Origin of the sequence: Streptomyces sp. CLV115 (assembly GCF_038448545.1) — a bacterium.
Classification (GTDB): domain Bacteria; phylum Actinomycetota; class Actinomycetes; order Streptomycetales; family Streptomycetaceae; genus Streptomyces; species Streptomyces sanglieri.
Genome location: NZ_JBCEWQ010000136.1, coordinates 1 through 23686, shown reverse-complemented (window position 1 = coordinate 23686; position 23686 = coordinate 1). Strand labels below are relative to the sequence as shown.

Genomic DNA, 23686 nt, shown 5'->3' with positions numbered 1-23686 from the left:
ACGGTCACCCTCGCGGGTGCTGCCGTACGCGCCACAGCCGTGCTGCACGAGTGCGTCAGCCGATGTGGAAGCTGTCGCCGTACACCTTCCAGTCCAGCGGCGGGTCCAGGTTCAGGTTGCCCTTCTTCAGGAAGACCCGCTGGGCGGTGTCCACCCGGCTGGTGTCCTCGTGGGCCTCCTCCTGTTTCATCGCCCAGACGCGGGCGTCGAGGAAGGCGTTGAGGTAGGTGACCTCGTCGCCGCCCTGGGACGGCGGCTTCGCCTTCGAGAGGGCCCGCTTGCGGATGGAGCCGAAGCCGGTGCTGTCGCCGCCGTCGCCGTGCATGACGATGGCGTCGTAGTACGCGAACTGGCCCAGCGTGCCGATGCCGTCGGCCTTGCCCTGCTTGACCGCCGGGTTGAAGTAGACCCGGTCCCGCTCGTCGTCCTGAGCCTTCTTGAACGCGGAGTCGGAGGCGGCCTTCACCCAGTCCTTGGTGAAGTTGGGGTCGAGACCGCTGTGCGAGGGGGTGCCGTTGACCTTCCGCAGCGCGGGGAGGTACTTGGCGAGGACGTTGTCCGGCTTGCGTTCGGTGTACAGCTCGACGAGGTCCAGCATGTCGCCGGTGCCGGAGCAGAAGCCGATGATGCCCGCGGTGTAGCCGCGGCCGTCGTCGATGTCCTCGATGTACTTGTACTGGGACTTCCAGTTGAGGGAGGAGTTCTCGGCGCTGGAGACCAGTTGCATGGCGATCTCCTTCTTCGCCGGATCGTCCAGCCCGGTCGCGGCGGCGGTCTTCGGAGCCGCCGCTGCCGGAGTGGGGGCCGCCTGGTGTGAGAGGCCACCGGCGTAGGCGGTGACGGGAATGGCCGTGAGGGCCAGTCCGACCGCGATGACCGTGATGCGCACGGGGCGGGTGTTGCGACGTGCGGCGCGCTTAGGGGGAGCGTGCACCAGTCCTCCAAAGGGAGTTCTTCGTTCCGACGGTCTGTTAGGAAGCTTTCCTATCAGAGTGCGGGGTGGCCGTACACCCCTCCGGCACCGGTGAGTTCGGAAGTTCTCCGGGAAGGCCGACGGCCCCGCACCGCGCGGAAGGCGCGATGCGGGGCCGGGACGGGTGCCGAGGCGCAGGCCGGCGGGTGGACCGGGGCGTCGAGGTGCGGATCGGCGGGTGGACCGGGGCGTCGGGGCGGCCTCAGCAGTTGAGGTAGGCCACGTGGATCCAGACGCCCGTCGGACCGCCCCACAGGTCGCCCATGACCCAGTTGCCCTGCTGGCCGCGGTAGTTGAGGTTCTGGCCCCGGTTCACGGTACCCAGGACCGGGTAGTCGGTGCCCGGTCCGCCGCGGAAGTTGACCCCGTTGTCGTTGACGGTGCAGACCGCGGCCGGCCCCTTCACGGCCTGCACGGCGGCGGGGCTCTGCGCGGCCTGGGCGGCGGGACTCACCGCCAGCCCGAGTCCGACGGTCAGCACCATCGCGGCCAGCATCATCTTCTTCATCATGTGGCTCTCTCCTCCGTATTCCGGCCCACGTGGGCGTGAGCCGTCCATCAGCACAACGCCGCCTCCCACGGGCCGGTCACGGCTACGGACCGGACGCCGGGCAGGAACGAAAGCGCAGGTCATGCGGGTTGCGCCCCGGCGTGCGCAGGCACCGGGCGGACGCTTCCCGCGCCCGTCGGGCACGGGTTTGAACGGCACCGCATCCGGAGAAAGCCGCCCCGCACCGGCAGGCCGGGGCCGGCGCGGGGCGGCGGAACGATCTTCGCCCGTGCGCCTGTAGCGTCATGGGTATGGAAGATCAGTCTGTAGTGGATGTCGGCGACGTACGGATCGCGTACCGGACCTGGGGCGACCCGTTCGGCTCGCCCGTGGTCCTGCTGCACGGCCTCGGCGGCTCCGCCGCGAGCTGGGAGGCGGCCGCCGGCCTGCTCGGCGAACAGTGGCGGGTGTACGCCCTGGACCTGCGCGGTCACGGCGAGAGCGACTGGCCGGACGAGTACTCCTTCGAGCTGATGCGGGACGACGTCCTCGGCTTTCTGGACGAGTGCGAGCTCGACCGGGTCGGACTGGTCGGCCACTCCATGGGCGGCGTCGTCGCCCACCTGCTGGCCCAGGAGCACGCGGACCGGGTGGAGCGGCTGGTACTGGTGGAGACCCCGCCGCCGTTCCCGAGCGAGCCGGGGCCGGCCGCCGAACCGGAGGGTCCGGTGGACTACGACTGGGCCGTCGTCGCCCCCATCAGGGCCGAGGTGGCCGACCCCGACCCCGGGTGGGCGGCCGGCCTCGGCGAGATCGTCGCGCCGACGCTGATGATCGCGGGCGGTCCGGAGTCCACCATGCCCCAGGGACGGTTGCAGGACATGGCCTCGCTGATCCCGGACTGCCGGCTGATCACGATCGGGGGCGGGCACCGGGTGCACGAGGTCCGTCCCGACCAGGTCGCCCAGCAGATCACGGAGTTCTTCACCAGCTGAGGAGCGGAGTCCGGGGGAGAAGCGCCGAGCCGACGGCGGGAGCGGTGTCCGGGGCAACCGGGAACCGGCCGACGGCTGTTGTCAGTGCCGGGTGGCAGGATCCGCTTCATGGACCTCTCATTGTTCCTGGCCGACGTCGACGCCCAGCCCTGGGCGGATCTCCAGCACGCCTACGGGAGCGCGGCGGACGTCCCCGGCCATCTGCGGGCGCTCGCCGGGGAGAGCGAGGAGGCCGCGTCCGAGGCGGTCTCCGAGCTGTACGGCAGCATCCTGCACCAGGGCTCGGTCTACGGGGCCACGGCCCGCGCCGTTCCGTACCTCGCCCGGCTCGCCGGGGCCGGGTACCGCACGGAGGACCTGGTGGTGCTGCTCGGCGGGATAGCGGAGGGCGGGGCGGACGGCGGTGACGGCGACGGAGCCGCCTGCCGGGCGGCCGTCGTCGGTGAGCTGGCGCTGATCCTCGCGACGGTCGACTCGGAGGCGCCGGCGCTGCGGCGCGCCGCGGTGTGGGCCGCCGCGATGACCGGCGCGGTCGAGCAGGTGCTGCCGGTGCTCCACCGGTGCTGGAGGACCGAGACGGACCCCCTGGTACGGGCCGAACTCCTGGGCGCCATGGCGCATCTGGACCCGTCGGGCACGGCCGGTGCGGCGACCGCGGCCATCGGCGCGGACGAGCCCGGCGAGGTACGGATCGCGGCACTGCTGGCCTGTGTGGACGGCGGACTGCCGTGGGGCCCCGAGCACCACGGGGCGATGCTCTCCCTCCTGCCGGTGAACGGCCTCGTCGAGGACCGGTTGGACCTGGAGCGCAACGAACCGCTTCAGTACGTCGTCGAGGAGCTGCTGCTCCGCGACACCGACGCCGACCGCGACGCCACGTACGCCCTGCTCGACGCCGCCCTGCGCGACGCGGACCCCGAGGCACGGGAGGAGGCGCTGTGGGCGGCGGAGACGGCGTGCCTGCTGTCGCGAAGCGCGCCGGAGCGGCTGTCCGGTGCCGTGGAGGCGCTGACGGCCGATCCGGCGGACGCGCCGGCGGCGTACTCGCTGCTCGCGAAGCTGGGCGGCCGGGCCGCGGCGGCCGTTCCGGTGCTGGTCCGGCTCGCGGCGGGCGAGGGCGATCCGGCGGACTGCGCGCTGGAGGCACTCGTCGCCGTGGCCCCCGACCGGGCCGCACCGCTCCTCGCCCGTGACCTGGGGCGGCGCCCACGGGCACTCCGTGCGGCGTGCGGGTTCCTGATCGACGGTACGACCGATTCCGCGTTCCCGTACGACTCGGCGCTGCTGGACGCGATCCGTACCCGGCTGGGTTCGGGCGGCCCCGATGCCGATGAGACCTTCCGGCTCGCCCTTCTGCTCGGCGCGTGGGGGAGCCGGGCATCGGCCGCCCTGCCCGAGCTGAGGTCCGCGCTGCCCGGATCCCCGAAGGTGGTGCCGAAGGCGCTGGCCGCGATCTGCCCGCCGGAGCACCGGGAGGCGACCGCGGAGCTCCTGACCGCGGCGGCACGCACCGGCCCGGAGGAGGGGCGGCTCGACGCGGCGGTGGCGGTGCGCGAGCTGACGGGGGAGACGGGACCGCTGCTGGCAGCCGTCGCCGGCCGTCTCACCCCCGGCGGCCCCGCGGTGCGGGAGGCCGCGCGTCTCGCCGCAGAGCTGGGCCCGGCGGCGACCGGCCTGGTGCCCGCCCTGCGGTCCGCGCTCGGTGAGTCCGAGGGCACCCGCAATGCCCCGCAGCTGGACGCCGATGTCGAGATCGCCGCGGCCCTGTGGCGGATCACCGCCGACCCGGAGGTCGCGGTGCCGGTGCTGGCCGGTGTGCTCGCGGAGGCGGAGCCGGCCTGGACGCACTGGACGCTCGGCCGTGCCGCGCGCGCGGCGGCCGCCATCGGCGGCGCGGCCCGGCCGCTGGTCCCCGCACTGGAGGGCCTGCTCACCGACCGGGTGCAGATTCCGTCGGTCGTGCTCGCCCTGCACGCGATGGCGCCCGAGTCCCTCGACGGCCCTCGCGCGGCCGGGCTGCTGCTGGATGCCGCGGAGCGGGACGCCGACGCGGTGACGGCACTGGAGGCCCTTGTCGTACTGGGCTCCACCGCCCTCACCGCGGACCACCACCGGCGTCTGACCGCTCTGGCGGAGCGGGACCGCCGGGTGCGGGCCTCGGGCGTGGAGACGAGGATCGCCACGGCCGACGAACGGCTGCGGGAACAGGCACGCGAGGCGGCACGAACACTGGCCGGAGCCTGACCGGCCCCGCGCGGGCCACGCCGCCCGAAGACGACCGGCGTATCCCGGGCGGCGCACCCCGAGCGGCGCCTCTCCGCGGGGCGCACCCCGGGTGGGGGCGCCTCTCCGACCGGCGCGCCCCGTACCGGCGCGCCCCCGGCGCGTCCCCGAACGGCGCCCCGCCCCCTGCGCACCGGCTCAGTCGCCGGGCTTCCAGTCCGGGCGGCGGCCACTCATCGCGACGGCCCTGTCGACGAGGGGCGCGTCGGCCGGGACCGGGACCGGCGGGCCGAAGATGCTCTCCGGCCGGGGGTTGTCGTCGCTCGGCGTCAGCACGGCCAGCGAGGTGCGAAGGCTCGCCTCGTCGCCCTCGTACTTCTGGCCGGTCGACCGGGCGAGGTCCCAGCCGTGGATCACCAGCTCGTCCAGTGCGACCAGCAGGGCCACCTCGCCCGGCAGATCCACGCTGCCCGCCCTGGTCATCCCCTGCCGGGCGGCAGGTTCGCGCCAGGCGGTCACCAGCTCGTCCAGCAGCGGCGGCAGCGCCTCGCGCCAGTCGTCACCCAGGACGGGAACGCTCGCGTCCGGTGCGGTGTCGGTCGTCGGACCGAAGTCCTTGCGCGCCGCGTCACGGAACGCCGTGGCCAGCCCGACCAGATGGGCGAGCAGCTCGCGCACGGCGTAGTCGGGACAGGGAGTCGGATCGTTCAGCTGCTGCTCCTCGATGCCGTCGAGCAACGAGGCGATCTGCCGCGCGGCGGGCTCCAGGTCGATCACGGGAGTTGTCTCCGGGTGCGTGTCCATACAGTGCTGACTCCACCCGTTCCCGGAACTCATCGCTCATCGCACGACGCGTCCACGGAGCACGATCCGGCTCGGGTGGTTCAGCGCGCCGGGGTCGAGCGTCGGGTCGGTGGCGTACGCGACGACATCGGCGGGTGCGCCGTCCACCAGACCCGGCAGCCCGAGCCAGGCCCGCGCGGTCCAGGACGCGGCGCCGAGTGCCGCGTGGGCCGACAGACCGGCCCGTACCAGCCACTCCATCTCGCCCGCGACCGTCCCGCACGGGAAGGAGTCCGTCCCGGCCAGCACCGTCACCTTCGCCTCGTGGGCCGCGCGCACATTGCCGAGCATGGTGTCCCAGCCGGCCAGCCACAGATCCCGGCGCACGCTCGGCTCCCGCGCCCGCATCGCGTCCTCCTTCGCCCCGAACACGCTCAGCGTCGGCACGAACGCCGTGCCCTGCGCGGCCATCCGGTCCAGCAGCGCCGGGTCGAGATGCATGCCGTGCTCCAGGCTGTCGGCGCCCGCGAGTACGGCGTTGCGGGTGCCCTCGGCGGTCTGGCAGTGCACCGCCACCTTGCCGCCGGCCGCGTGCACCGCCTCCACCACCGAGGTCAGCAGCGGCAGCGGCACGGCCGGTTCGTCGGCGGCCCAGTCACCGATGACCTTGCACCAGCCGCCCGAGGCGGCCGCCTCCTCCACGGCCGCCCGTGCCAGACCGGCCTCGCTCACATCGCGTCCGAAGCCGGGGAAGAACCGTCCGGGGGTGGCCAGCCAACGTCCCGCCGACGTCACATGCGGCAGCTCCGGGTCCTGCGCCACCCATGCGGGCATCCGCTGCGCGGTGCCCGGGGTGCGCACCGCGAGCACTCCGGCGTCCCGGTGCTCGCCCAACTGCCTGCGCAGCAACTCCTCGTCGAACGGTGAGTCCGGCCCCAGCGCCCCCGGGTGCGTGTGCACATCGACGAGCCCGGGCAGCAGCCAGCCGCCGTCGACGACCGTCTCCGCGTCGCGGCCGGCGGGCCCGCCCGGCGGGCTGCCGGCGCGGAGCACCTCGCCGTCGATCCAGAACGTGCGCTCCTCGCGCTCGGGCAGCACAACACCTCGTATGCACAACATCGTCCGACCGTACGGCACACCGGACACCGGCCGACGTCCACACACTGACGCGCACCGCCCGGCGTGCACACGCTGACGCGCACCGCCCGGCGTGCACACGCTGACGCGCACCGCCCGGCGTGCACACGCTGACGCGCACCGCCCGGCGTGCACACGCTGACGCGCACCGCCCGGCGTGCACACGCTGACGCGCACCGCCCGACGTGCACCGCCCGGCGTGCGGCCGGTGGGCACCGTCCCCCCCCCGCACACATCGCCACATTGCGGAAGCTTCCGCTCCACCCTCTTGTCGGCGACCCCCGCGCCATGCGATACAGGTCTGGACCATTGCTTCCGGACGGAAGGCACGACCGTGCAACGCCCCCACGCAACCGCCGCGTTGGCCTGCTCCGCCGCCCTGCTTCTCGCCGCGCTCACCGCCTGCGACTCCACCCCCGAGGCCGACACCCGCAAGCCGACGGTGCCGGGCCGTGTGACGGCGCAGGCGAGCAGCGCCACCTCCGTGCACGTCATGTGGGAGCGGGCCTCCGACGACAGGGCGGTCACCGGCTACGAGATCTACCGCGAGGGCAAGCGGGTCGAATCGGTCCCGGCCGCAAAGGTGATGATCGATGTCGACGGGCTGACCGCGTCGACCGCGTACACCTTCACCGTCCGCGCCCGCGACGCCGCCGGCAACCTCTCCGCACCGAGCACCGCCGCACGCGTCACCACGCCCGCTCCCACCCCCGCCGACCACGAACCGCCGACCCGGCCGGTGAAGCTGCGCGGAACGGTGGACGGCAGCCGGGCGGTGAACCTCTCCTGGGGCGGCTCCACGGACGACATCGGTGTCACCTCCTACGACATCTACCAGGAGGACTCCCGGATCCACAGTGTGCCCGGCACCCGGACCACCGCACATCTGACCGGCCTGCGCCCCGGCACCGTCTACACCTTCACCGTCCGTGCCCGCGACGCCGCCGACACCTCCTCCCCGGACAGCAACGCCGTCGACCTCACCACCGCCTCCGCCCCGGGCGCGCCGGCCGGCACCGCCCCCACCGATCTGCGGATCGGCAACCGCGTCCAGGGCAAGGAGTACGCCATCGACCTGGACTGGCAGCAGCCGGAGACGGGCGGTGAGATCCCCTCGTACCAGCTCTTCATCAACGGCCGCCTGACCACCACGATCGTCTGGGGCGCCACCCCGCCCAAGGGCCGGGCGCACTACCGCCTCACCGTCACCGACCCGCGCGGCACCCGCTACTCGATGAAGCTCCGCGCCAAGCTGCCCGACGGGAAGTGGGGCGACTTCTCTGGGCAGCGCACGGTCGTGCTCGGCGACTGACGGGTGCTCGGACGCGGGGCGCCGGTGCCGCCCGGTGGCCGGATCCGGCGCTGCTCCGGTACGAACCCGGTGTCCTTTGCGTGTCCGTGCCCGGGCGGCGTCCAGTGTCCGTGCTCCGGCGGCGTCCGGGTGGAGCGGCTGCCGGACCTCTCGCTGAATCAAGGCGGACACCACGTCTTTGGTCTGTACCTATTGACGTAGTGGTCCAGACCTCTTAGTTTCCCCTGTGCTCCATGGCACCAAGCATCCCGCTCCCCCTCAGGACCGCCTCACCGGTCCCTGCCTCAAGGGAGAACTCCATGTTCGAGCACATGACACTCAGACGGAGAACGGCGACCGCCCTCCTCGCCGTTCTCGGACTGCTCCTCGCGCTGCTGTCCCTGCAGGCCGCACCCGCGCACGCGGCGGGCAAACTGACTGCCACCTTCACCTCGGCCGACAACGGGTCGTGGTGGAAGGGGACTTACGTACTGCACAACGACACCGACACCGCCGTGACCGGATGGAGCCTGGAATTCGACCTGCCGGCCGGGGTCGCGATCGACACCTCGTACAACGGCACCGTCGCCACCCGGGGCAGTCACATCACCGCGGTCAACGCCCACTACAACGGTACGGTCGGCGCGCACGGCACCAGCGAGCCGTACAGCTTCTGGTTCGTCGCGACCGGGCCGATCACGACGCCGGCCGGATGCCGGATCAACGGTGACAAGTGCGACGGTTCCGCGGACGCGCCCCCGGGTGCCCCCGGCGGGCTGAAGCAGACCGATGTCACCGCCCGTACCGCGTCGCTGTCCTGGACGGCGGCCACGGCCGGTGACTTCCCGGTGGCGTCGTACGACATCCTGGCGGGCGGCGAGGTGGTGGGATCGGCCACCGCGGCGACCTCCGCCACGGTCACCGGGCTGACCCCGGCCACCGCCTACTCCTTCACCGTCCGGGCCAAGGACACCCGGGGCAACACCTCCGCCGAGAGCGCACCGCTGGCCGTCACCACCGTCGACCCGGCCACCGACACCTCCCCGCCCACCGCACCGGGCGCACTGCACGCCACGGCGACCGACTCCTCGTCCGTCACGCTGGCCTGGACCGCCGCGACGGACAACCAGCGCGTCGCCGCGTACGACATCTACCGGGACGGGGCACTGGCCACCACGGTCCCGGGCACCACGACCACCGCCACCATCGGCGGGCTCTCGCCCTCGACCTCGTACACCTTCACCGTCAGGGCGCGTGACGCGGCGGACAACGCCTCCCCGGCCGGCAACGCGCTCACGGCGAAGACCGACGACATCGTCGGCGCGGGCAACTACGCCAAGGTCGGCTACTTCGTCCAGTGGGGCATCTACGGCCGCCAGTACTTCGTCAAGAACCTCCACGACTCGGGAGCCGCGGACAAGCTCGACATCGTCAACTACGCCTTCGCCAACATCGATCCGTCCAATCTCACCTGCCTGAACGGTGTCACCAAGGGCACCACCGCCGACCCCCAGGACCCCGAGCAGGGCACCGGAGCCGGTGACGCCGACGCCGACTACGGACGCCCGTTCAGCGCCGCCCAGTCGGTCGACGGCGTCGCCGACGACGGCTGGGGCAAACTGCGCGGAAACTTCAACCAGTTGAAGAAGCTGAAGAAACTCCACCCGGACCTGAAGATCGTGGTCTCGCTCGGCGGCTGGACGTACTCGAAGTACTTCTCCGACGTGGCGGCCACCGACGCGGCCCGCAAGAAGTTCGTATCCTCCTGCATCGACATGTACATCAAGGGCAACCTGCCCGAGTACAACGGCGCGGGCGGCCCCGGCACCGCCGCCGGGATCTTCGACGGCTTCGACATCGACTGGGAGTGGCCGGGTACGGGCACCGGTCACCCGGGCAACCACTACTCGCCCGACGACAAGGACAACCTGACCCTGCTGCTCGCCGAGTTCCGCAAACAGCTGGACGCCCTCGGCGGCGGACACCGCCTGCTCACCGCCTTCACCCCCGCCGACCCGCAGAAGATCGGCGAGGGCTGGGACCTGGGCAAGGTCTTCGACTCCCTCGACGTGGCGAACGTCCAGGGATACGACTTCCACGGCTCCGGCAGCGACAACTCCTGGGAGCCCGACCGCACCGGCCACCAGGCCAACCTCTACACGGACGACCAGGACCCCTACGACTTCCACTTCAGCGCCGACGCCGCCATCAAGGCCTACACCGACGCCGGCGTCGAGCCCCGCAAACTGACCCTCGGCATCCCGTTCTACGGCCGGGGCTGGCAGAACGTGGCCGACGGCGGGGCGGCCGGCGAATGGCAGACGGCGGGCGGCGCCGCCCCCGGCCAGTTCGCGGAGGAGGCCGGTACCCGCGGCTACTCCAACCTCATCGGCGCGTACCCGACGATGACGGTCCATCACGACGAGCAGTCGGTGTCCACGTACGGCTACACCGGCAGCCAGTGGTGGTCCTTCGACGACGCCTGGTCCATCGGCAAGAAGACCGACTACGTGAAGTCCAAGGGGCTGCTGGGGGTGATGGTCTGGGAAATGTCCGGTGACACGTCACAGGGCACATTGATGAACGCGCTGGACACCGGCCTGAAGTAGCCGCAGCGGCAGACCGGTCGCCGGTTCGCGGAGCCCTGCCGGGCTTCGCGAACCGGGCGGCGCTCACCGGCCGGCCCGCTCACCGGCCGGCCCGTACGGAACGCGCGATGGGTCGCACGGCACCACGGCACCTGCGATCGGCGGTACGGAACGCGCGATCGGCCGTGCGGCACCACGGCACCTGCAATCGGCACCACGGCACGCGCGGTCGGCCGTACGGCACCCGCGATCAGACGCTCTTCAACGCGCCCTCCGCCGAACTCAGGCATTGCTGCGCCAGTGCCGCCGGGCCCTGCGGCCCGGCGGCCGGGGCGTCGCCGGCCGCCCAGGTCTCCACCGCGGCCCGCACCGCCGCGCCGGCCACCCCGGCCGTCAGCCGGAGGTCCAGTGAACCGGCTCCCTCCGGGAGCCCGGCGCGTGCCGCGAGGACCCCGGCCAGGGTGACGTCCGAGTCGTGGCACGCGTCGTTCCACACCGACTGGAGGGCCGGGCTCTGCGTCGCCATTCTCAGCAGCGACCGCACCCACTCCAGGGACTCCGCCGCCGCCGTGTCACCGGGGGGCGGAGTCAGGGCGCGCGCCGCCGCGTGCCGCAGTGCGTCCGGCAGTGAGAGGCCGGCCGGGGCGTCCCGGACCGCCTCCACCCACTGCCGGGCCCCGGCGGCGAGCAGCGGGGCGATGGCCTCCTCCTTGGTCGCGAAATAGCGGTAGAAGGTGCGCGGAGCGACACCCGCGGCACGCGCGATGTCCTCGGCGCGGGTGGGCCGCAGGCCGTGTTCCACGAAGAGCGCCGCCGCCGTGCGGGCGATGTCCAGCCGGGTCGCGGCCTTGCGCCGCTCCGTCAATGAGCCACCTTGCATGCGGATCAGGTTATGCCCCCGACGTGTGCCCTCGGCCCGTGCCCCGACCCCCTCGGCCCGTGCCCCCACTCCCTCGGTCCGGCGGGCCGAACTCATCGGTAGGCATGGGTTGCCTGTGTGGCAGAATCTGCCATCAGTGCATGAGTTGGGCTAGCAAGAGGTGGCAAGAGCGGTGCGTCGGCGGCAGTTCCTTCTTCAGACGGCCGGCCTCGCCGGCACCACGGCCGCGCTGGGGCTCACCGGCTGTTCGGCGAGCAAGGAAGTGAAGCTCCATCTGCTCGTGGCCAGTTACGACAAGAGCATCGGCGCTTCGCTCGGCGACCAGTGGGACGCCGTCGCCGCGGCATTCGAGAAGCAGCACGCCGGGATCAGGATCGAGCTGGAGCGGGTCTCCTACACCAAGATCGACAAGACGCTCGCCCAGCGGGTCGAGGAGGGCCGGGCGCCCGACATCGCGCAGTCGAACGTCTTCGCGCCGTACGCCGAGGACGGCCGCCTCTACAACATGAGCCAGCTGTTCGACATCGCCACTCAGGCGGACTTCATCCGGTCCTTCACCGACGCGGGCACGGTCCGCGACGCCACCTACGGCATTCCGTTCCTGGCCAGCACCCCCCGGCTCTTCTACAACAAGGAGCTCTTCCGTCGGGCCCGCGTCAGCGGTGCCCCCGCCTCGTGGGAGGAACTGCGGGCGTCCGCCCAGGCACTGAAGGCGATCGGCGTGAAGACGCCGTACGGGCTCCAGCTCGGCCCCGAGGCGGCCGAGGACGAGGCCCTGTCCTGGATGCTCGCGGCCGGCGGCGGCTACACGAGTGAGCTCGCGGAGTACGACTTCGCGAAGCCGGAGAACGTCGAGGCCCTGACCTGGCTGCGGGACGAGCTGGTCGCCGAGGGGCTGGCGGGTGCCGACCCCATGAAACTCAACCGGACCGACGCGTACACCCAGTTCATGCGGGGCGAGATCGGCATGATGATCGGCCATCCCATGCTGATGGGCGCCGCCGATCAGGCCAAACTCCCCTATGCGCATGCCGCGTTCCCCAAGAAGGGCGGCGGGGCCGCCCCTCCGGTGGGGATCAGCGACTGGCTGATGGCGTTCCGGCGCAACGACCACCGCAAGGAGTGCGGTGCCTTCCTCTCGTTCCTCTACAGCGGGAAGTCCGCCCTGACGTACGGCGGCAGCCAGTCCGCGCTGCCGGTGACGTACTCCGCATCCGACGCGGCGACCGGGAAGCCCGCCGAACAGCCGCTCTCGCCGTTCATCGAGCAGCTGTCGAATGCCCAGTTCGCCCCGGTCAACATGCGCTCCTGGCCCGCCGTCCGGGGCGCCATCCGCACCGATGTGGGCCAGGCGGTGATGAAGGGCGGCGAGCCCGGGACCGTTCTCGCGTCGCTCGACGATTCGGCGGTCAAGGCGGACATGGCGGCGGCGACCTCCTGACCCCCTTCGACGTCACTGCTGCGGGGCCGCCGGCGACAGTTCGCCGTCGTTGGGCGGGGCCGGCACCGGGCCGAGGAAGCCGACCAGCTCTCCTGCCGACCGGTCATTGTGTTCCGCGGTCGTTCCTCCGACACGGGTCGCGGAGACGGTGACCGTGGCCCCGTCGGGCCGGTTGGTCGTGACGGTCGGTTTCCGGCCCCCGTTTGCGGCGGGCCCGACGCCGTCGGGATAACGCGGACCGGCAGCACGGGAAGCGGGCTGTGGCCGATGTGCCGGACCAGCCCCGTCCGCCCGGCGCCGGGTCCACCGCGGCACGGCACCGCCCCCGGTGCCGACGGCGCCGGGGGCGGCAGGTGTGCAAGCGGCGTCAGCCCAGCTGCTCGTACGCAGGCAGCGTCAGGAAGTCCGCGTAGTCCTGGTCCAGGGAGACCTGGAGCAGGAGGTCGTGGGCCTGCTGCCACTTGCCGGCGGCGAACGCTTCGTCGCCGGTCTCGGCGCGGATCGCGGCGAGTTCCTCGGCGGCGACCTCGCGGGCCAGCTCCGCCGTGGCGTGCCTGCCGTTCTCGAAGACCACGTCCGCGTTGATCCACTGCCAGATCTGCGAGCGGGAGATCTCCGCGGTGGCGGCGTCCTCCATCAGGTTGAAGATGGCGACCGCGCCCATGCCGCGCAGCCAGGCCTCGATGTAGCGGATGCCGACCGCGACGGCGTTGCGCAGCCCCTCGTAGGTGGGCCTGGCGTCCAGGGTGTCGATGGCGATCAGGTCACCGGCGGCCACTGTGACGTCCTCGCGCAGGCGCTCCTTCTGGTTCGGCTTCTCGCCGAGGACCGCGTCGAAGGAGGCCATGGCGATCGGGACCAGGTCCGGGTGGGCGACCCAGGAGCCGTCGAAGCCGTCGTTCGCCTCGCGGTCCTTGTCCGCCTTGACCTTCTCGAACGCGACCTTGTTGACCTCGGCGTCGCGGCGGGACGGGATGAAGGCGGCCATGCCGCCGATGGCGTGCGCGCCGCGCTTGTGGCAGGTGCGGACCAGGAGTTCGGTGTACGCGCGCATGAACGGGGCGGTCATCGTCACCGCGTTGCGGTCCGGCAGGACGAACTTGGAGCCGCCGTCGCGGAAGTTCTTGACGATGGAGAAGAGGTAGTCCCAACGTCCCGCGTTCAGCCCGGAGGCGTGGTCGCGGAGCTCGTAGAGGATCTCCTCCATCTCGTACGCGGCGGTGATCGTCTCGATCAGGACGGTCGCGCGGACCGTGCCCTGCGGGATGCCGACGTAGTCCTGGGCGAAGACGAAGATGTCGTTCCAGAGGCGGGCCTCCAGGTGCGACTCCGTCTTCGGGAGGTAGAAGTACGGGCCCTTGCCCAGGTCGATCAGGCGCTGGGCGTTGTGGAAGAAGTAGAGGCCGAAGTCGACCAGGGCGCCGGGCACCGGGGTGCCGTCGAGCTGGAGGTGACGCTCGTTCAGGTGCCAGCCGCGGGGGCGGGTGACGACGGTGGCGAGCTCGTCGGCGGGCTTCAGGGCGTACGACTTGCCGGACCTCGGGTCGGTGAAGTCGATGGAGCGGGTGTAGGCGTCGATCAGGTTGAGCTGGCCGAGGACGACGTTCTCCCACGTGGGGGCGGAGGCGTCCTCGAAGTCGGCGAGCCAGACCTTCGCGCCCGAGTTCAGGGCGTTGATGGTCATCTTGCGGTCGGTCGGACCGGTGATCTCCACCCGGCGGTCGTTCAGCGCGGCCGGGGCCGGCGCGACCTTCCAGGAGTCGTCCGCGCGGATCGCCGCCGTCTCGGGCAGGAAGTCCAGCGTGGAGGTGCGGGCGATCTCGGCGCGGCGCTCGCCGCGGCGGGCGAGCAGCTCGTCACGGCGCGGCGTGAACTGCCGGTGCAGCTCGGCCACGAACGCGAGGGCCGCGTCGGTCAGGACCTCGTCCTGCCGGGGCAGGGGCTCGGCATCGACGATGGCCAGCGGGGACGGCGCTGGTGCGGACATGAGCTGTCACTCCTTCAGCGGGCGGTGCGGGCGGCGTCTCACGGCCGCCGGGTCGCCTGAAATGGCACGGCGTGCCAGGGCTCCGGGATACGGGCGTGGAAGCCGTCCGAGGTGCAGAGGGCTTCTGACCAGTGGATAGTAGTTTCCTCATGGTGGAAGTTCAATGGTTTGTTGATGTCGAGATTCTCCGGGTCGACAGAAGTGGGGCGGTGGCGGCGCAGCGTGCCAGTCCGGTCACCCGAGGTGCCTCAGGTCCTCCACCGTGTCGATGTCGTACGCCTGAGCCACATCGGAACACTCGACGAGCGTGATCGCATCGCGGTGCGTCCGCAGGTACGCCCGAGCGCCCTGGTCGCCCACCGCCTCCGCCGCGATCTCCGCCCACAGATCCGCCCCGAACAGCACGGGATGGCCCCGCTCCCCGCCGTACGCGGCGGCCGCGATCCCCGACCGGGACCGGTACGCCGAACGCACCCGGGCCACCGCGTCCGCACCGATCCCCGGCTGGTCGACCAGGAGGACGAGCGCCGCGTCCGCCCCCGTGGCGGCCAGCGCCCCGAGCCCCGCCCGCAGGGACGAGCCCATGCCCTCGGCCCACCCGGGGTTGACGGTCACCGCGCAGCCGGTGAGATCGGCCCGGCCCCGTACCCGCTCGGCCGCCGCGCCCAGCACCACATGGACGGGGCCGCAGCCGCCGTCCCGCAGCACCCGCACCGCGTGCTCGACCAGTGGCCGGCCATGGTGTTCGAGCAGTGCCTTGGGCCGTCCGCCGAGCCGCCGGCCGCCGCCCGCGGCCAGCAGCAGCCCGGCGACCTTCGGGGTTGGTGTTGTTGCAGTCATGCCGTCTGGATACCCCGGCACGCCCCGGACGTGCACCCCTCGCACCCCTCGCGCTCCCTTTGCACACCTTTCGCGCGGACGGGCGGAGGCGGGCGCGGGCGGGAAGGCCGTCCACCGGGATCCACACGGATCACCCAAACGGGACACCCCGAATTCCGTCCGCGGAGTGGCGCTCGGCAGCTTTCATGGCGTTAACTTGCGCGCACGCCCGGACACTTGACCAACGGTGTGGGGACCGGTCGGAACACTGGCACAAGGATGTGCGAGGGGGAGTGCTTTGTTGCGAAGCGTGGGGCAGACGCGGGTGACCGGCAGCGAGGACCCGAGGGTGACGGAGCTGCGTACGGCCGTCTCCCGGCTCCGCCGCGAGCTGGCCGGGCATCCGCGCGAATTCCCGGACCGGGGCATCGCCGAGGACGAACTGGCCGCGCTGGACGCGATGGCGGCGAGCGGAGTCCCCGAGATTCCGCGGCTGCGCCGTTCACTGCTGCTGATCGCCGGGGCGATCGGCTCCGTGAGCGCACTGGCGTCCGCGCTCAGGGACGTACGGGTGGCCGTCGACCTCTTCGGTGAGCCGCCGCGCGGCTGACCGCTGACCCGGCGGCCGGGTCAGCGGCGGATGAGCCTGCGGGCCGTGGCCGCCGCGACCGCCGAGGTGCGTGAGTCCACGCCCAGCTTGGCGTAGATGTGCACCAGATGGGACTTCACCGTCGCCTGGCTGAGGAAGAGCCGCTTGCTGATCTGCAGGTTCGACAAGCCCTCGCCGACCAGTTGCAGCACCTCCAGTTCGCGCTTGGTCAGGGCCTCGGCAGGTGTGCGCATGCGGTCCATCAGGCGGTGCGCGACGGCCGGCGCCAGCGCCGACCGTCCCGCCGCGGCCGTGCGCACCGCCGCCGCCAGCTCCTCCGGCGGGGCGTCCTTGAGCAGATAGCCGGCGGCGCCCGCCTCGACGGCGGCCAGGATGTCGGCGTCCGAGTCGTACGTGGTGAGGATCAGGACGCGGGGTGCGCCCGGCTGTGCGGTGATCGCCGCGGTGGCCTGTGATCCGTGCATGCCCGCGCCGAACTGGAGGTCCATGAGGACGACGTCGAACCCCCCGGCCGCGGCGAGCGAGACGGCCCGCTCGGCCGTGGCCGCCTCGGCGACCACCCGGAAACCGGGTTCGGAGTCGAGCACGGCGCGCAGCCCCGCCCGTACCACCGGGTGGTCGTCGGCGAGCAGCAGCCTGATGGGGGTGTCGGCGGGGTTGGTCATGCGGCGTCCTGTCCTGGCCGGCCGTCTGGGATCGGGAGCGGAAGGGTGAGGGCGACGGCGGTGCCCTGACCCGGGGCGGACTCGACGCTGAGCGTGCCGCCCAGGGACCGGGCCCGCGCCCGCATCGCGGGCAGCCCGAAGCCCCCGGCGTCCTGGTCCGCGACGACCGGGCCGCGGCCCGGGTCGAATCCCCGGCCGTCGTCGACGACGTCCAGCGACACCGAGGTGCCCATGAAGCTGAGGGTGATTTCCGCGCGCCCGGCCCCGGCGTGCCGCACCGTGTTGGCCAGCGCCGACTGGGCGGTGCGCAGCAGCGCCACCTCGTACGGGGTCGGCAGCTCCACCGGTGTGCCGCTCACCGCGAACTGCACCGTGAGCCCGGGGCCCGTGGTGCGGGACGAGAGGCGTTCCAGGGCGGCCGCCAGGGAGCCGTTCGCCAGGTCCGGCGGCGACAGGGCGCGGACGAAGCGGCGGGCCTCGGCGAGGTTGTCCTGGGCGGCCTCGCGGGCCCGGCGGACGTGCCCGGTGGCGGGGGCGTCGGCGGGCAGGGTGCGCTCGGCGGCGCGCAGCAGCAACTGGATGCTGGACAGGCCCTGGGCGAGGGTGTCGTGGATCTCGCGGGCCAGCCGCTCGCGTTCGGCGAGCGTGCCCGCGGTGCGTTCGGCCTCGGCCAGCTCCGCCCGGGTCGACATCAGCTCCTCGATGAGCTCGCGGCGCCGCTCGCTCTCCCGGAACAGCGCCTCGTACCCGAGGACCGTCGCGACCGCGACCGCCGCCCCGAGCAGCGGACCGATGAAGGTGCCCGGTGTGACGGCCTGACCGTGCAGCACGAAGCCGGCGATGGCGGCGGCCGCGGTGACCGCGACGGCGGGCAGCGCCCAGCGGGTCGGCAGCAGGTGCAGTTGCAGGAAGTACAGCGGGAAGGCCACCCACAGGGCCTCCGGCGACAGCGCGAGCAGCGCCAGCCACGCGGCGCCCAGCGCCGCCAGCCACAGCGCGCCCGCGCGGGTGCGGGGCTGTACGGCGGGGGCGAGCGCGCCCGCCGCGTACAGGGCGGCCGTCCCGGCGCTCACCACGACGACGGCCCTGGGATGTGTGCCGTCGGCGACGGCCCGTACCGCCGCCAGTGCCAGCAGTCCCACCAGCAGCGCGTGCAGACACAGCCGCAGCGCGGCGGCGACCGGGGGATGGGCGTGGGAATCCATGATTCGTCCAGCGTAGACGCGGGGTGCCGGGGGCCGGTCAATCGAAAGGTTGATGTCGGGCCCCACCGCCGAGCGATGTTTCCGGGCGCCCGGCGGCCGAGGCTGGGGGCATGTTCGTCGCATGGAGAGATCTCCGGTTCGCCAAGGGCCGGTTCGCGCTCATGGGCTCGGTCGTGGTGCTGATCACGCTGCTCGTGGGTCTGTTGTCCGGCCTCACCGCCGGCCTGGCCAGGGAGAACACCTCGGCCGTCACCGGGCTGAACGCCGACCACGTCGCGTTCGCCGCCCCGCCCGACGGCCGGTCCGTGTCCTTCACCGACTCGGTCGTGAAGGAGGACGTCTGGCGGAGCTGGGCGGCGCGGCCGGGAGTGAGCGGCGCGGAGCCGCTCGGCATCCGCACGCTCAACGCCGTCGCGGACCGGGGGGAGCGCACGGCCGCCGTGTCGGCGTTCGGCATCGAGCCGGACGGGGGCCTGGCGCCCACCGGCGGTGCCCGGGTCGGCGCGGGGAAGGTGGTGCTGTCCCGGCAGGTCGCCGACGACCTGGCGGCGGGGGCCGGTGACCGGCTGCGGCTCGGTGCCACCGAGGTCACCGTCGAGGCCGTCGCGGGGGACGCCTCGTACAGCCACACGCCGGTCGTGTGGACCTCGCTCGACGACTGGCAGCGGTTCGGCGCGGACGGTGGCGGCCCGGCCCGGCACGCCACGGTGATCGCCCTGACCACCACCGGCGGCGCCGACCTCGCCGCGGGCGACAGGGCGGCCGGCACCAGTACGCTCTCCCTGGACGACTCCCTCACCGCCATCGGCTCCTACCAGGCCGAGAACGGCTCGCTCCAGCTGATGCGCGGCTTCCTCTTCGCCATCTCCGCCCTGGTCATCGGTGCCTTCTTCACCGTCTGGACGATCCAGCGCAGCGGCGACGTCGCCGTGCTCAAGGCGCTCGGCGCCTCCACCCGGTACCTGCTGCGCGACGCGCTCGGGCAGGCGGTCGTGATGCTCGCCGTCGGGACGGGCGCGGGCACCGCGCTGGCCTCCGGCATCGGCGCCCTGATCAGCGGCGGGGCCGTGCCGTTCGTCCTCGACGCGGCGACCGTCCTGGTCCCGGCGGCCGTCATGATCGTCCTCGGTGCCCTCGGGGCGGCCCTGTCCATCCGGCGGATCACCGCCGTCGACCCGCTCACCGCACTCGGGAGTGCCCGATGACCCTCACCCTCGCCGACGTCAGCCTCACCTACCCCGACGGCGACGGCCGGCTCACCGCCCTCGACCGGATCTCGCTGGACGTACCTGCGGGCTCGCTCACCGCGGTCGTGGGACCATCCGGCTCCGGCAAGTCCAGTCTGCTCGCGGTGGCCGCGACCCTGGTCACCCCGGACAGCGGCCGGGTGGTCGTCGCCGGCACGGAGACCGCCGGCCTCGGCCGCAAGCAGCAGGCACGGCTGCGCCGCGAGCGCATCGGCATCGTCTTCCAGCAGCCCAATCTGCTGCCGTCGCTCACGGCGGCCGAACAGCTCCAGGTGATGGCGCATCTCTCGGGCGGCGCCGTGCGCGCGGCCCGCGGCCGGGCGCTGGAACTGCTGGACGCGGTCGGCCTGGCGGACCAGGCCGGACGCAGGCCCCACCAGCTGTCGGGCGGGCAGCGGCAACGGATCAACATCGCGCGGGCCCTGATGAACGACCCGGCGGTGCTGCTGGTCGACGAACCGACCAGCGCGCTCGACCACGAGCGGGGCGCGGCGGTGCTGGACCTGCTGCTCGCACTGACCCGGGAGCGCTCGACGGCCACGGTGCTGGTCACCCACGACCTGGCCCATCTGGACCGCGCGGACCGCACGGTCCGGATGGACGACGGCCGCCTGACGGTGCCGGAACCGGTCTGAGGGGCGGGGGACACACGGGGAGGGGGCGGCCGCCGGTCGCCCCCTCCCCGTGTGTCAGCCGGTGGAACCGCTGCTCGCCAGTGCGTCGGAGAGTTCCTCGGCGGCCTGCTGGAGGATCGGCACGATCCGTTCCGTCGCCGCGTCCGTCACCCGGCCCGCCGGGCCCGAGATCGAGATCGCGGCCGAGGTGGGGGAGTTCGGTACGGAGACCGCCAGGCAGCGCACCCCGATCTCCTGCTCGTTGTCGTCGACCGCGTAGCCGACCCGGCGGACCTGCTCCAGCGCTTCGAGGAAGCCGTCGGGGGTGGTGATCGTCTTCTCGGTGGCGGCCGGCATCCCGGTCCGGGCCAGCAGCGCCCGCACCTCCTCCGGCGGCGTGTGCGCCAGCAGCGCCTTGCCGACCCCGGTGGAGTGGGGGAGCACCCGGCGGCCGACCTCGGTGAACATGCGCATCGAGTGCTTGGACGGCACCTGCGCCACGTACACGATCTCGTCGCCGTCGAGCAGCGCCATGTTCGCGGTCTCGCCGGTCTCCTCGACCAGCCGCGCGAGATACGGGCGGGCCCATGTGCCCAGCAGCCGGGACGCGGACTCGCCGAGCCGGATCAGCCGGGGGCCCAGCGCGTAGCGCCGGTTGGGCTGCTGTCGTACGTATCCGCAGAGCACCAGCGTGCGCATCAGGCGGTGAATGGTGGGCAGCGGGAGCCCGCTGCTCGCGGAGAGTTCGCTCAGCCCGACCTCACCCCCCGCGTCCGCCATCCGCTCCAGCAGATCGAAGGCACGCTCAAGGGACTGCACACCACCGCTGGGAGCGGCGGGCTTGGAGTCGGATGTGCTGGCGTGGGACGGCGGCACGTCAACGGTCCTTTCGAGGCGGAAGAGCTGGTGCCCCGCCCGGCGAGGCACCCAGCAGCCTACCGGGCGGTTCCCGATCGGCCCACTGCTCGGGGTACGGCGTCCTGGCCGGTCAGAGCCCGTTTGTCCCGGTGTCGGCCGTGGGCGGGGCGGATCTCCGGGCCGGCACTGGTCCCATGTTACGTTCCGCTCTCCGAAATGGGTCTTTTACTTTGTGGAAATCTCCAGTTGCGGTCCCGAGGTGGCCCGACGGCCGTCCGGCGAGGAGGGTGGGGTCTTGACGGGCTCGAATCCCGAGTGAAGACTCCTTCAACAGTTCGTTGAATTCATCAGCGGTCGAAAGTCCGAAGTGAGGAGCACGGGTGTCCGGTGCGGACGTGAGACTGGTACTGCGCTCGACGCGGGTGGTCACCCCGGACGGGACGCGCCCCGCGGCGGTCGCCGTCGCCGACGGGAGAATCGACGCCGTCCTGCCGTACGACGCCGAGGTGCCGGCCGGGGCCCGGTCGGAGGACTTCGGTGACGACGTCCTGCTGCCCGGGATCGTCGACACCCATGTCCATGTGAACGATCCGGGCCGCACGGAGTGGGAAGGCTTCCACACCGCCACCCGCGCGGCGGCGGCCGGCGGCATCACCACCCTGCTCGACATGCCGCTCAACTCCCTCCCGCCGACCACCACCGTCGAACACCTGCGCGTCAAGCAGCAGGTGGCCGCGCCCAAGGCGCACGTGGACACCGGCTTCTGGGGCGGCGCCGTCCCGTCCAACGTCAAGGACCTGCGTCCGCTGTACGAGGCCGGGGTGTTCGGCTTCAAGTGCTTCCTGTCGCCCTCCGGCGTCGAGGAATTCCCGGAGCTCGACCAGGAGCAGCTGGCCCGGTCCATGGCGGAGATCACCGGCTTCGGCGGGCTGCTGATCGTGCACGCCGAGGACCCGCACCACCTGGCCGACGCCCCGCAGCACGGCGGGCCCGCGTACGCCGACTTCCTCGCCTCCCGGCCGCGCGACGCCGAGAACACCGCGATCGAGGGACTGATCGCCCACGCCAGGCGGCTGAACGCCCGCGTCCACGTCCTGCACCTGTCCTCCAGCGACGCACTGCCGGTGATCGCCGCCGCCAAGCGCGAGGGCGTCCGGGTCACCGTGGAGTCCTGCCCGCACTTCCTGACCCTCACCGCCGAGGAAGTCCCGGACGGCGCGACGGAGTTCAAGTGCTGCCCGCCGATCCGTGAGGCGGCCAACCAGGACGCGCTGTGGGAGGGGCTGGCCGACGGGACGATCGACTGCATCGTCTCCGACCACTCGCCGTGCACCACCGACCTCAAGACGCCGGACTTCGGGACTGCCTGGGGCGGGATCTCCTCCCTCCAGCTGGGGCTGCCCGCCATCTGGACCGAGGCCCGCAGGCGCGGCCACTCGCTGGACGACGTCGCCCGCTGGATGTCGGCCGCCCCCGCCGAACTGGCCGGACTGACCCGCAAGGGCGCCATCGAGGCCGGCCGGGACGCGGACTTCGCGGTGCTCGCCCCGGACGACACGTTCACCGTCGACCCCGCCGAACTCTTCCACCGCAACCAGGTCACCGCCTATGCCGGCAGGACCCTGCACGGCGTCGTGAGGTCGACCTGGCTGCGCGGCGTACGGATAGCCGCCGACGGCACCGTCGGCGAACCCACCGGCCGGCTCCTCGAAAGGAACCACTGACCATGACGGCGACAGCCCGCTTCACCGGTGACGCGAACCCGTACGGCGGCGGCGACCCGTACGCCGACTACCGCACCTGCGACTTCCCCTTCACCGACCTCGTCGACCTCGCCGACCGGCGGCTCGGCGCGGGCGTGATCGCCGCCAACGACGAGTTCTTCGCCGAGCGCGAGAACCTGCTCCGGCCGGAGCCCGCCGAGTTCGACCCCGAGCGCTTCGGCCACAAGGGCAAGGTCATGGACGGCTGGGAGACCCGGCGCCGCCGGGGCGCGAGCGCGGACGTGCCGCACCCCGCGGACGAGGACCACGACTGGGCGCTGGTACGGCTCGGAGCTCCCGGAGTCGTACGCGGCATCGTCGTCGACACCGCGCACTTCCGCGGCAACTACCCGCAGGCGGTCTCCGTCGAGGCGGCCTGCGTGCCCGGCTCCCCCTCGCCCGGGGAACTGCTCGCGCCCGAGGTGAAGTGGACGACGCTCGTCCCCCGTACGGCGGTCGGCGGGCACGCGGCCAACGGCTTCGTGGTCGAGGACGGGCGGCGCGTCACCCATCTGCGGGTCAACCAGCACCCCGACGGCGGGATAGCCCGCCTCCGGGTGTACGGCGAGGTCGTCCCCGACCCCGGCTGGCTGGCCGCCCTGGGCACCTTCGACCTGGTCGCCCTGGAGAACGGCGGCACGGTGGAGGACGCCTCCGACCGCTTCTACTCCCCGGCCACCAACACCGTCCAGCCCGGCCGGTCCCGCAAGATGGACGACGGCTGGGAGACCCGGCGCCGGCGCGACAGGGGCAACGACTGGATCCGCTACCGGCTCGTCGAGCAGGCGATGATCCGCGCCGTGGAGATCGACACCGCGTATCTGAAGGGCAACTCGGCGGGCTGGGCGAGCCTCGTCGCCCGCGACGGCGAGAGCGGCGAGTGGACCGAGGTGCTGCCCCGGACCCGGCTGCAGCCCGACACCGACCACCGCTTCGTCCTGCCGGAGGCGGTCCTGGCCACCCACGTCCGGATCGACATCTTCCCGGACGGCGGAATCTCCCGGCTCCGGCTCTTCGGCTCACCCACCGAGGAGGGAGCCGCACGACTGGCCGCCCGCCACCGCGAGCCGGTCGGGTAGCGGGGTGGGGGGGGGGGGGGGGGGGGGGGGGGGGGGGG

Annotated in this window: 20 protein-coding genes; 10 read left to right on the top strand and 10 right to left on the bottom strand. The window is 72.7% G+C overall.

Annotated features, from left to right (window positions below):
* Positions 1-55 precede the first annotated feature (55 nt).
* Positions 56-934, bottom strand: a complete 879-nt coding sequence (locus AADR41_RS32645) for a chitosanase (protein ID WP_342285319.1) — start codon at positions 932-934, stop codon at positions 56-58.
* Between the two features lie 241 nt (positions 935-1175).
* Entirely contained in the window at positions 1176-1484 is a 309-nt protein-coding gene (locus AADR41_RS32640) for an SH3 domain-containing protein (protein ID WP_342285317.1), read from the bottom strand.
* Positions 1485-1774: 290 nt separating this feature from the next.
* Here AADR41_RS32640 and AADR41_RS32635 point away from each other — a divergent pair, with 290 nt between their 5' ends.
* On the top strand, positions 1775-2458 hold the full coding sequence (locus AADR41_RS32635; protein ID WP_342285315.1) for an alpha/beta fold hydrolase: 684 nt from the start codon (positions 1775-1777) through the stop codon (positions 2456-2458).
* Between the two features lie 108 nt (positions 2459-2566).
* Complete coding sequence (locus AADR41_RS32630) at positions 2567-4702, top strand: hypothetical protein (RefSeq protein ID WP_342285314.1); 2136 nt, start codon at positions 2567-2569, stop codon at positions 4700-4702.
* A 177-nt stretch (positions 4703-4879) separates the two neighbouring features.
* On the opposite strand, the gene AADR41_RS32625 is transcribed toward AADR41_RS32630, so the two are convergent.
* Together AADR41_RS32625 and AADR41_RS32620 are read right to left on the bottom strand one after the other, a co-directional pair.
* On the bottom strand, positions 4880-5485 hold the full coding sequence (locus AADR41_RS32625) for a TIGR03086 family metal-binding protein (RefSeq protein WP_342285312.1): 606 nt from the start codon (positions 5483-5485) through the stop codon (positions 4880-4882).
* 36 nt (positions 5486-5521) lie between these two features.
* On the bottom strand, positions 5522-6583 hold the full coding sequence (locus AADR41_RS32620; RefSeq protein ID WP_342285311.1) for an amidohydrolase family protein: 1062 nt from the start codon (positions 6581-6583) through the stop codon (positions 5522-5524).
* 352 nt (positions 6584-6935) lie between these two features.
* Between AADR41_RS32620 and AADR41_RS32615 the strand changes: the two genes are divergently transcribed.
* Both AADR41_RS32615 and AADR41_RS32610 read left to right on the top strand, forming a co-directional pair.
* Complete coding sequence (locus tag AADR41_RS32615; RefSeq protein ID WP_342285309.1) at positions 6936-7913, top strand: fibronectin type III domain-containing protein; 978 nt, start codon at positions 6936-6938, stop codon at positions 7911-7913.
* A 299-nt stretch (positions 7914-8212) separates the two neighbouring features.
* Positions 8213-10501: a glycosyl hydrolase family 18 protein gene (locus tag AADR41_RS32610; RefSeq protein WP_342285307.1), complete on the top strand. Its 2289-nt coding sequence runs from the start codon at positions 8213-8215 to the stop codon at positions 10499-10501.
* A 229-nt stretch (positions 10502-10730) separates the two neighbouring features.
* Here the strand turns inward: AADR41_RS32610 and AADR41_RS32605 are convergent, their stop codons facing one another.
* Positions 10731-11360 (bottom strand): TetR/AcrR family transcriptional regulator, encoded by a 630-nt coding sequence (locus AADR41_RS32605; RefSeq protein ID WP_342285305.1) that lies wholly within the window; start codon positions 11358-11360, stop codon positions 10731-10733.
* Positions 11361-11532: 172 nt separating this feature from the next.
* Between AADR41_RS32605 and AADR41_RS32600 the strand changes: the two genes are divergently transcribed.
* Complete coding sequence (locus AADR41_RS32600; protein WP_342285303.1) at positions 11533-12801, top strand: ABC transporter substrate-binding protein; 1269 nt, start codon at positions 11533-11535, stop codon at positions 12799-12801.
* Between the two features lie 367 nt (positions 12802-13168).
* Here the strand turns inward: AADR41_RS32600 and aceB are convergent, their stop codons facing one another.
* Positions 13169-14788: a malate synthase A gene (gene aceB, locus AADR41_RS32595; protein ID WP_342285301.1), complete on the bottom strand. Its 1620-nt coding sequence runs from the start codon at positions 14786-14788 to the stop codon at positions 13169-13171.
* 234 nt (positions 14789-15022) lie between these two features.
* Positions 15023-15628, bottom strand: coding sequence for a nucleotidyltransferase family protein (locus AADR41_RS32590; RefSeq protein ID WP_342285299.1), 606 nt, complete (start codon positions 15626-15628; stop codon positions 15023-15025).
* Between the two features lie 289 nt (positions 15629-15917).
* Here AADR41_RS32590 and AADR41_RS32585 point away from each other — a divergent pair, with 289 nt between their 5' ends.
* Positions 15918-16217, top strand: coding sequence for a DUF5955 family protein (locus AADR41_RS32585; protein WP_241196650.1), 300 nt, complete (start codon positions 15918-15920; stop codon positions 16215-16217).
* 20 nt (positions 16218-16237) lie between these two features.
* Here AADR41_RS32585 and AADR41_RS32580 read toward each other — a convergent pair whose 3' ends face one another.
* A complete protein-coding gene (locus AADR41_RS32580; protein WP_342285296.1) occupies positions 16238-16882 on the bottom strand; it encodes a response regulator transcription factor in 645 nt (214 codons plus the stop codon).
* Positions 16879-18087, bottom strand: coding sequence for a sensor histidine kinase (locus AADR41_RS32575; protein WP_342285294.1), 1209 nt, complete (start codon positions 18085-18087; stop codon positions 16879-16881). The genes AADR41_RS32580 and AADR41_RS32575 overlap by 4 nt, the downstream gene beginning before the upstream one ends.
* Before the next feature lie 110 nt (positions 18088-18197).
* Here AADR41_RS32575 and AADR41_RS32570 point away from each other — a divergent pair, with 110 nt between their 5' ends.
* Together AADR41_RS32570 and AADR41_RS32565 are read left to right on the top strand one after the other, a co-directional pair.
* A complete protein-coding gene (locus tag AADR41_RS32570) occupies positions 18198-19292 on the top strand; it encodes an ABC transporter permease (RefSeq protein WP_342285293.1) in 1095 nt (364 codons plus the stop codon).
* Complete coding sequence (locus AADR41_RS32565) at positions 19289-19969, top strand: ABC transporter ATP-binding protein (RefSeq protein WP_342285291.1); 681 nt, start codon at positions 19289-19291, stop codon at positions 19967-19969. The genes AADR41_RS32570 and AADR41_RS32565 overlap by 4 nt, the downstream gene beginning before the upstream one ends.
* A 54-nt stretch (positions 19970-20023) precedes the next feature.
* Here the strand turns inward: AADR41_RS32565 and AADR41_RS32560 are convergent, their stop codons facing one another.
* Positions 20024-20824, bottom strand: coding sequence for an IclR family transcriptional regulator (locus tag AADR41_RS32560; RefSeq protein WP_266910503.1), 801 nt, complete (start codon positions 20822-20824; stop codon positions 20024-20026).
* 362 nt (positions 20825-21186) lie between these two features.
* On the opposite strand from AADR41_RS32560, the gene allB reads away from it, so the two are divergent.
* Positions 21187-22530: an allantoinase AllB gene (allB, locus tag AADR41_RS32555; protein WP_342285289.1), complete on the top strand. Its 1344-nt coding sequence runs from the start codon at positions 21187-21189 to the stop codon at positions 22528-22530.
* 2 nt (positions 22531-22532) lie between these two features.
* Positions 22533-23648: an allantoicase gene (gene alc / locus AADR41_RS32550; protein WP_342285288.1), complete on the top strand. Its 1116-nt coding sequence runs from the start codon at positions 22533-22535 to the stop codon at positions 23646-23648.
* The last annotated feature ends 38 nt before the right edge of the window (positions 23649-23686 follow it).

Excerpts from the sequence above, each read along its gene's own strand:
- alc (WP_342285288.1), top strand. The coding sequence starts at position 22,533 with ATGACGGCGACAGCCCGCTTCACCGGTGACGCGAACCCGTACGGCGGC.
- AADR41_RS32575 (WP_342285294.1), bottom strand. The coding sequence starts at position 18,087 with ATGGATTCCCACGCCCATCCCCCGGTCGCCGCCGCGCTGCGGCTGTGT.
- AADR41_RS32570 (WP_342285293.1), top strand. The coding sequence starts at position 18,198 with ATGTTCGTCGCATGGAGAGATCTCCGGTTCGCCAAGGGCCGGTTCGCG.
- AADR41_RS32590 (WP_342285299.1), bottom strand. The coding sequence starts at position 15,628 with ATGACTGCAACAACACCAACCCCGAAGGTCGCCGGGCTGCTGCTGGCC.
- AADR41_RS32640 (WP_342285317.1), bottom strand. The coding sequence starts at position 1,484 with ATGATGAAGAAGATGATGCTGGCCGCGATGGTGCTGACCGTCGGACTC.
- aceB (WP_342285301.1), bottom strand. The coding sequence starts at position 14,788 with ATGTCCGCACCAGCGCCGTCCCCGCTGGCCATCGTCGATGCCGAGCCC.
- AADR41_RS32610 (WP_342285307.1), top strand. The coding sequence starts at position 8,213 with ATGTTCGAGCACATGACACTCAGACGGAGAACGGCGACCGCCCTCCTC.
- AADR41_RS32625 (WP_342285312.1), bottom strand. The coding sequence starts at position 5,485 with ATGGACACGCACCCGGAGACAACTCCCGTGATCGACCTGGAGCCCGCC.
- AADR41_RS32620 (WP_342285311.1), bottom strand. The coding sequence starts at position 6,583 with ATGTTGTGCATACGAGGTGTTGTGCTGCCCGAGCGCGAGGAGCGCACG.
- AADR41_RS32565 (WP_342285291.1), top strand. The coding sequence starts at position 19,289 with ATGACCCTCACCCTCGCCGACGTCAGCCTCACCTACCCCGACGGCGAC.
- AADR41_RS32635 (WP_342285315.1), top strand. The coding sequence starts at position 1,775 with ATGGAAGATCAGTCTGTAGTGGATGTCGGCGACGTACGGATCGCGTAC.
- AADR41_RS32580 (WP_342285296.1), bottom strand. The coding sequence starts at position 16,882 with ATGACCAACCCCGCCGACACCCCCATCAGGCTGCTGCTCGCCGACGAC.
- AADR41_RS32605 (WP_342285305.1), bottom strand. The coding sequence starts at position 11,360 with ATGCAAGGTGGCTCATTGACGGAGCGGCGCAAGGCCGCGACCCGGCTG.
- AADR41_RS32630 (WP_342285314.1), top strand. The coding sequence starts at position 2,567 with ATGGACCTCTCATTGTTCCTGGCCGACGTCGACGCCCAGCCCTGGGCG.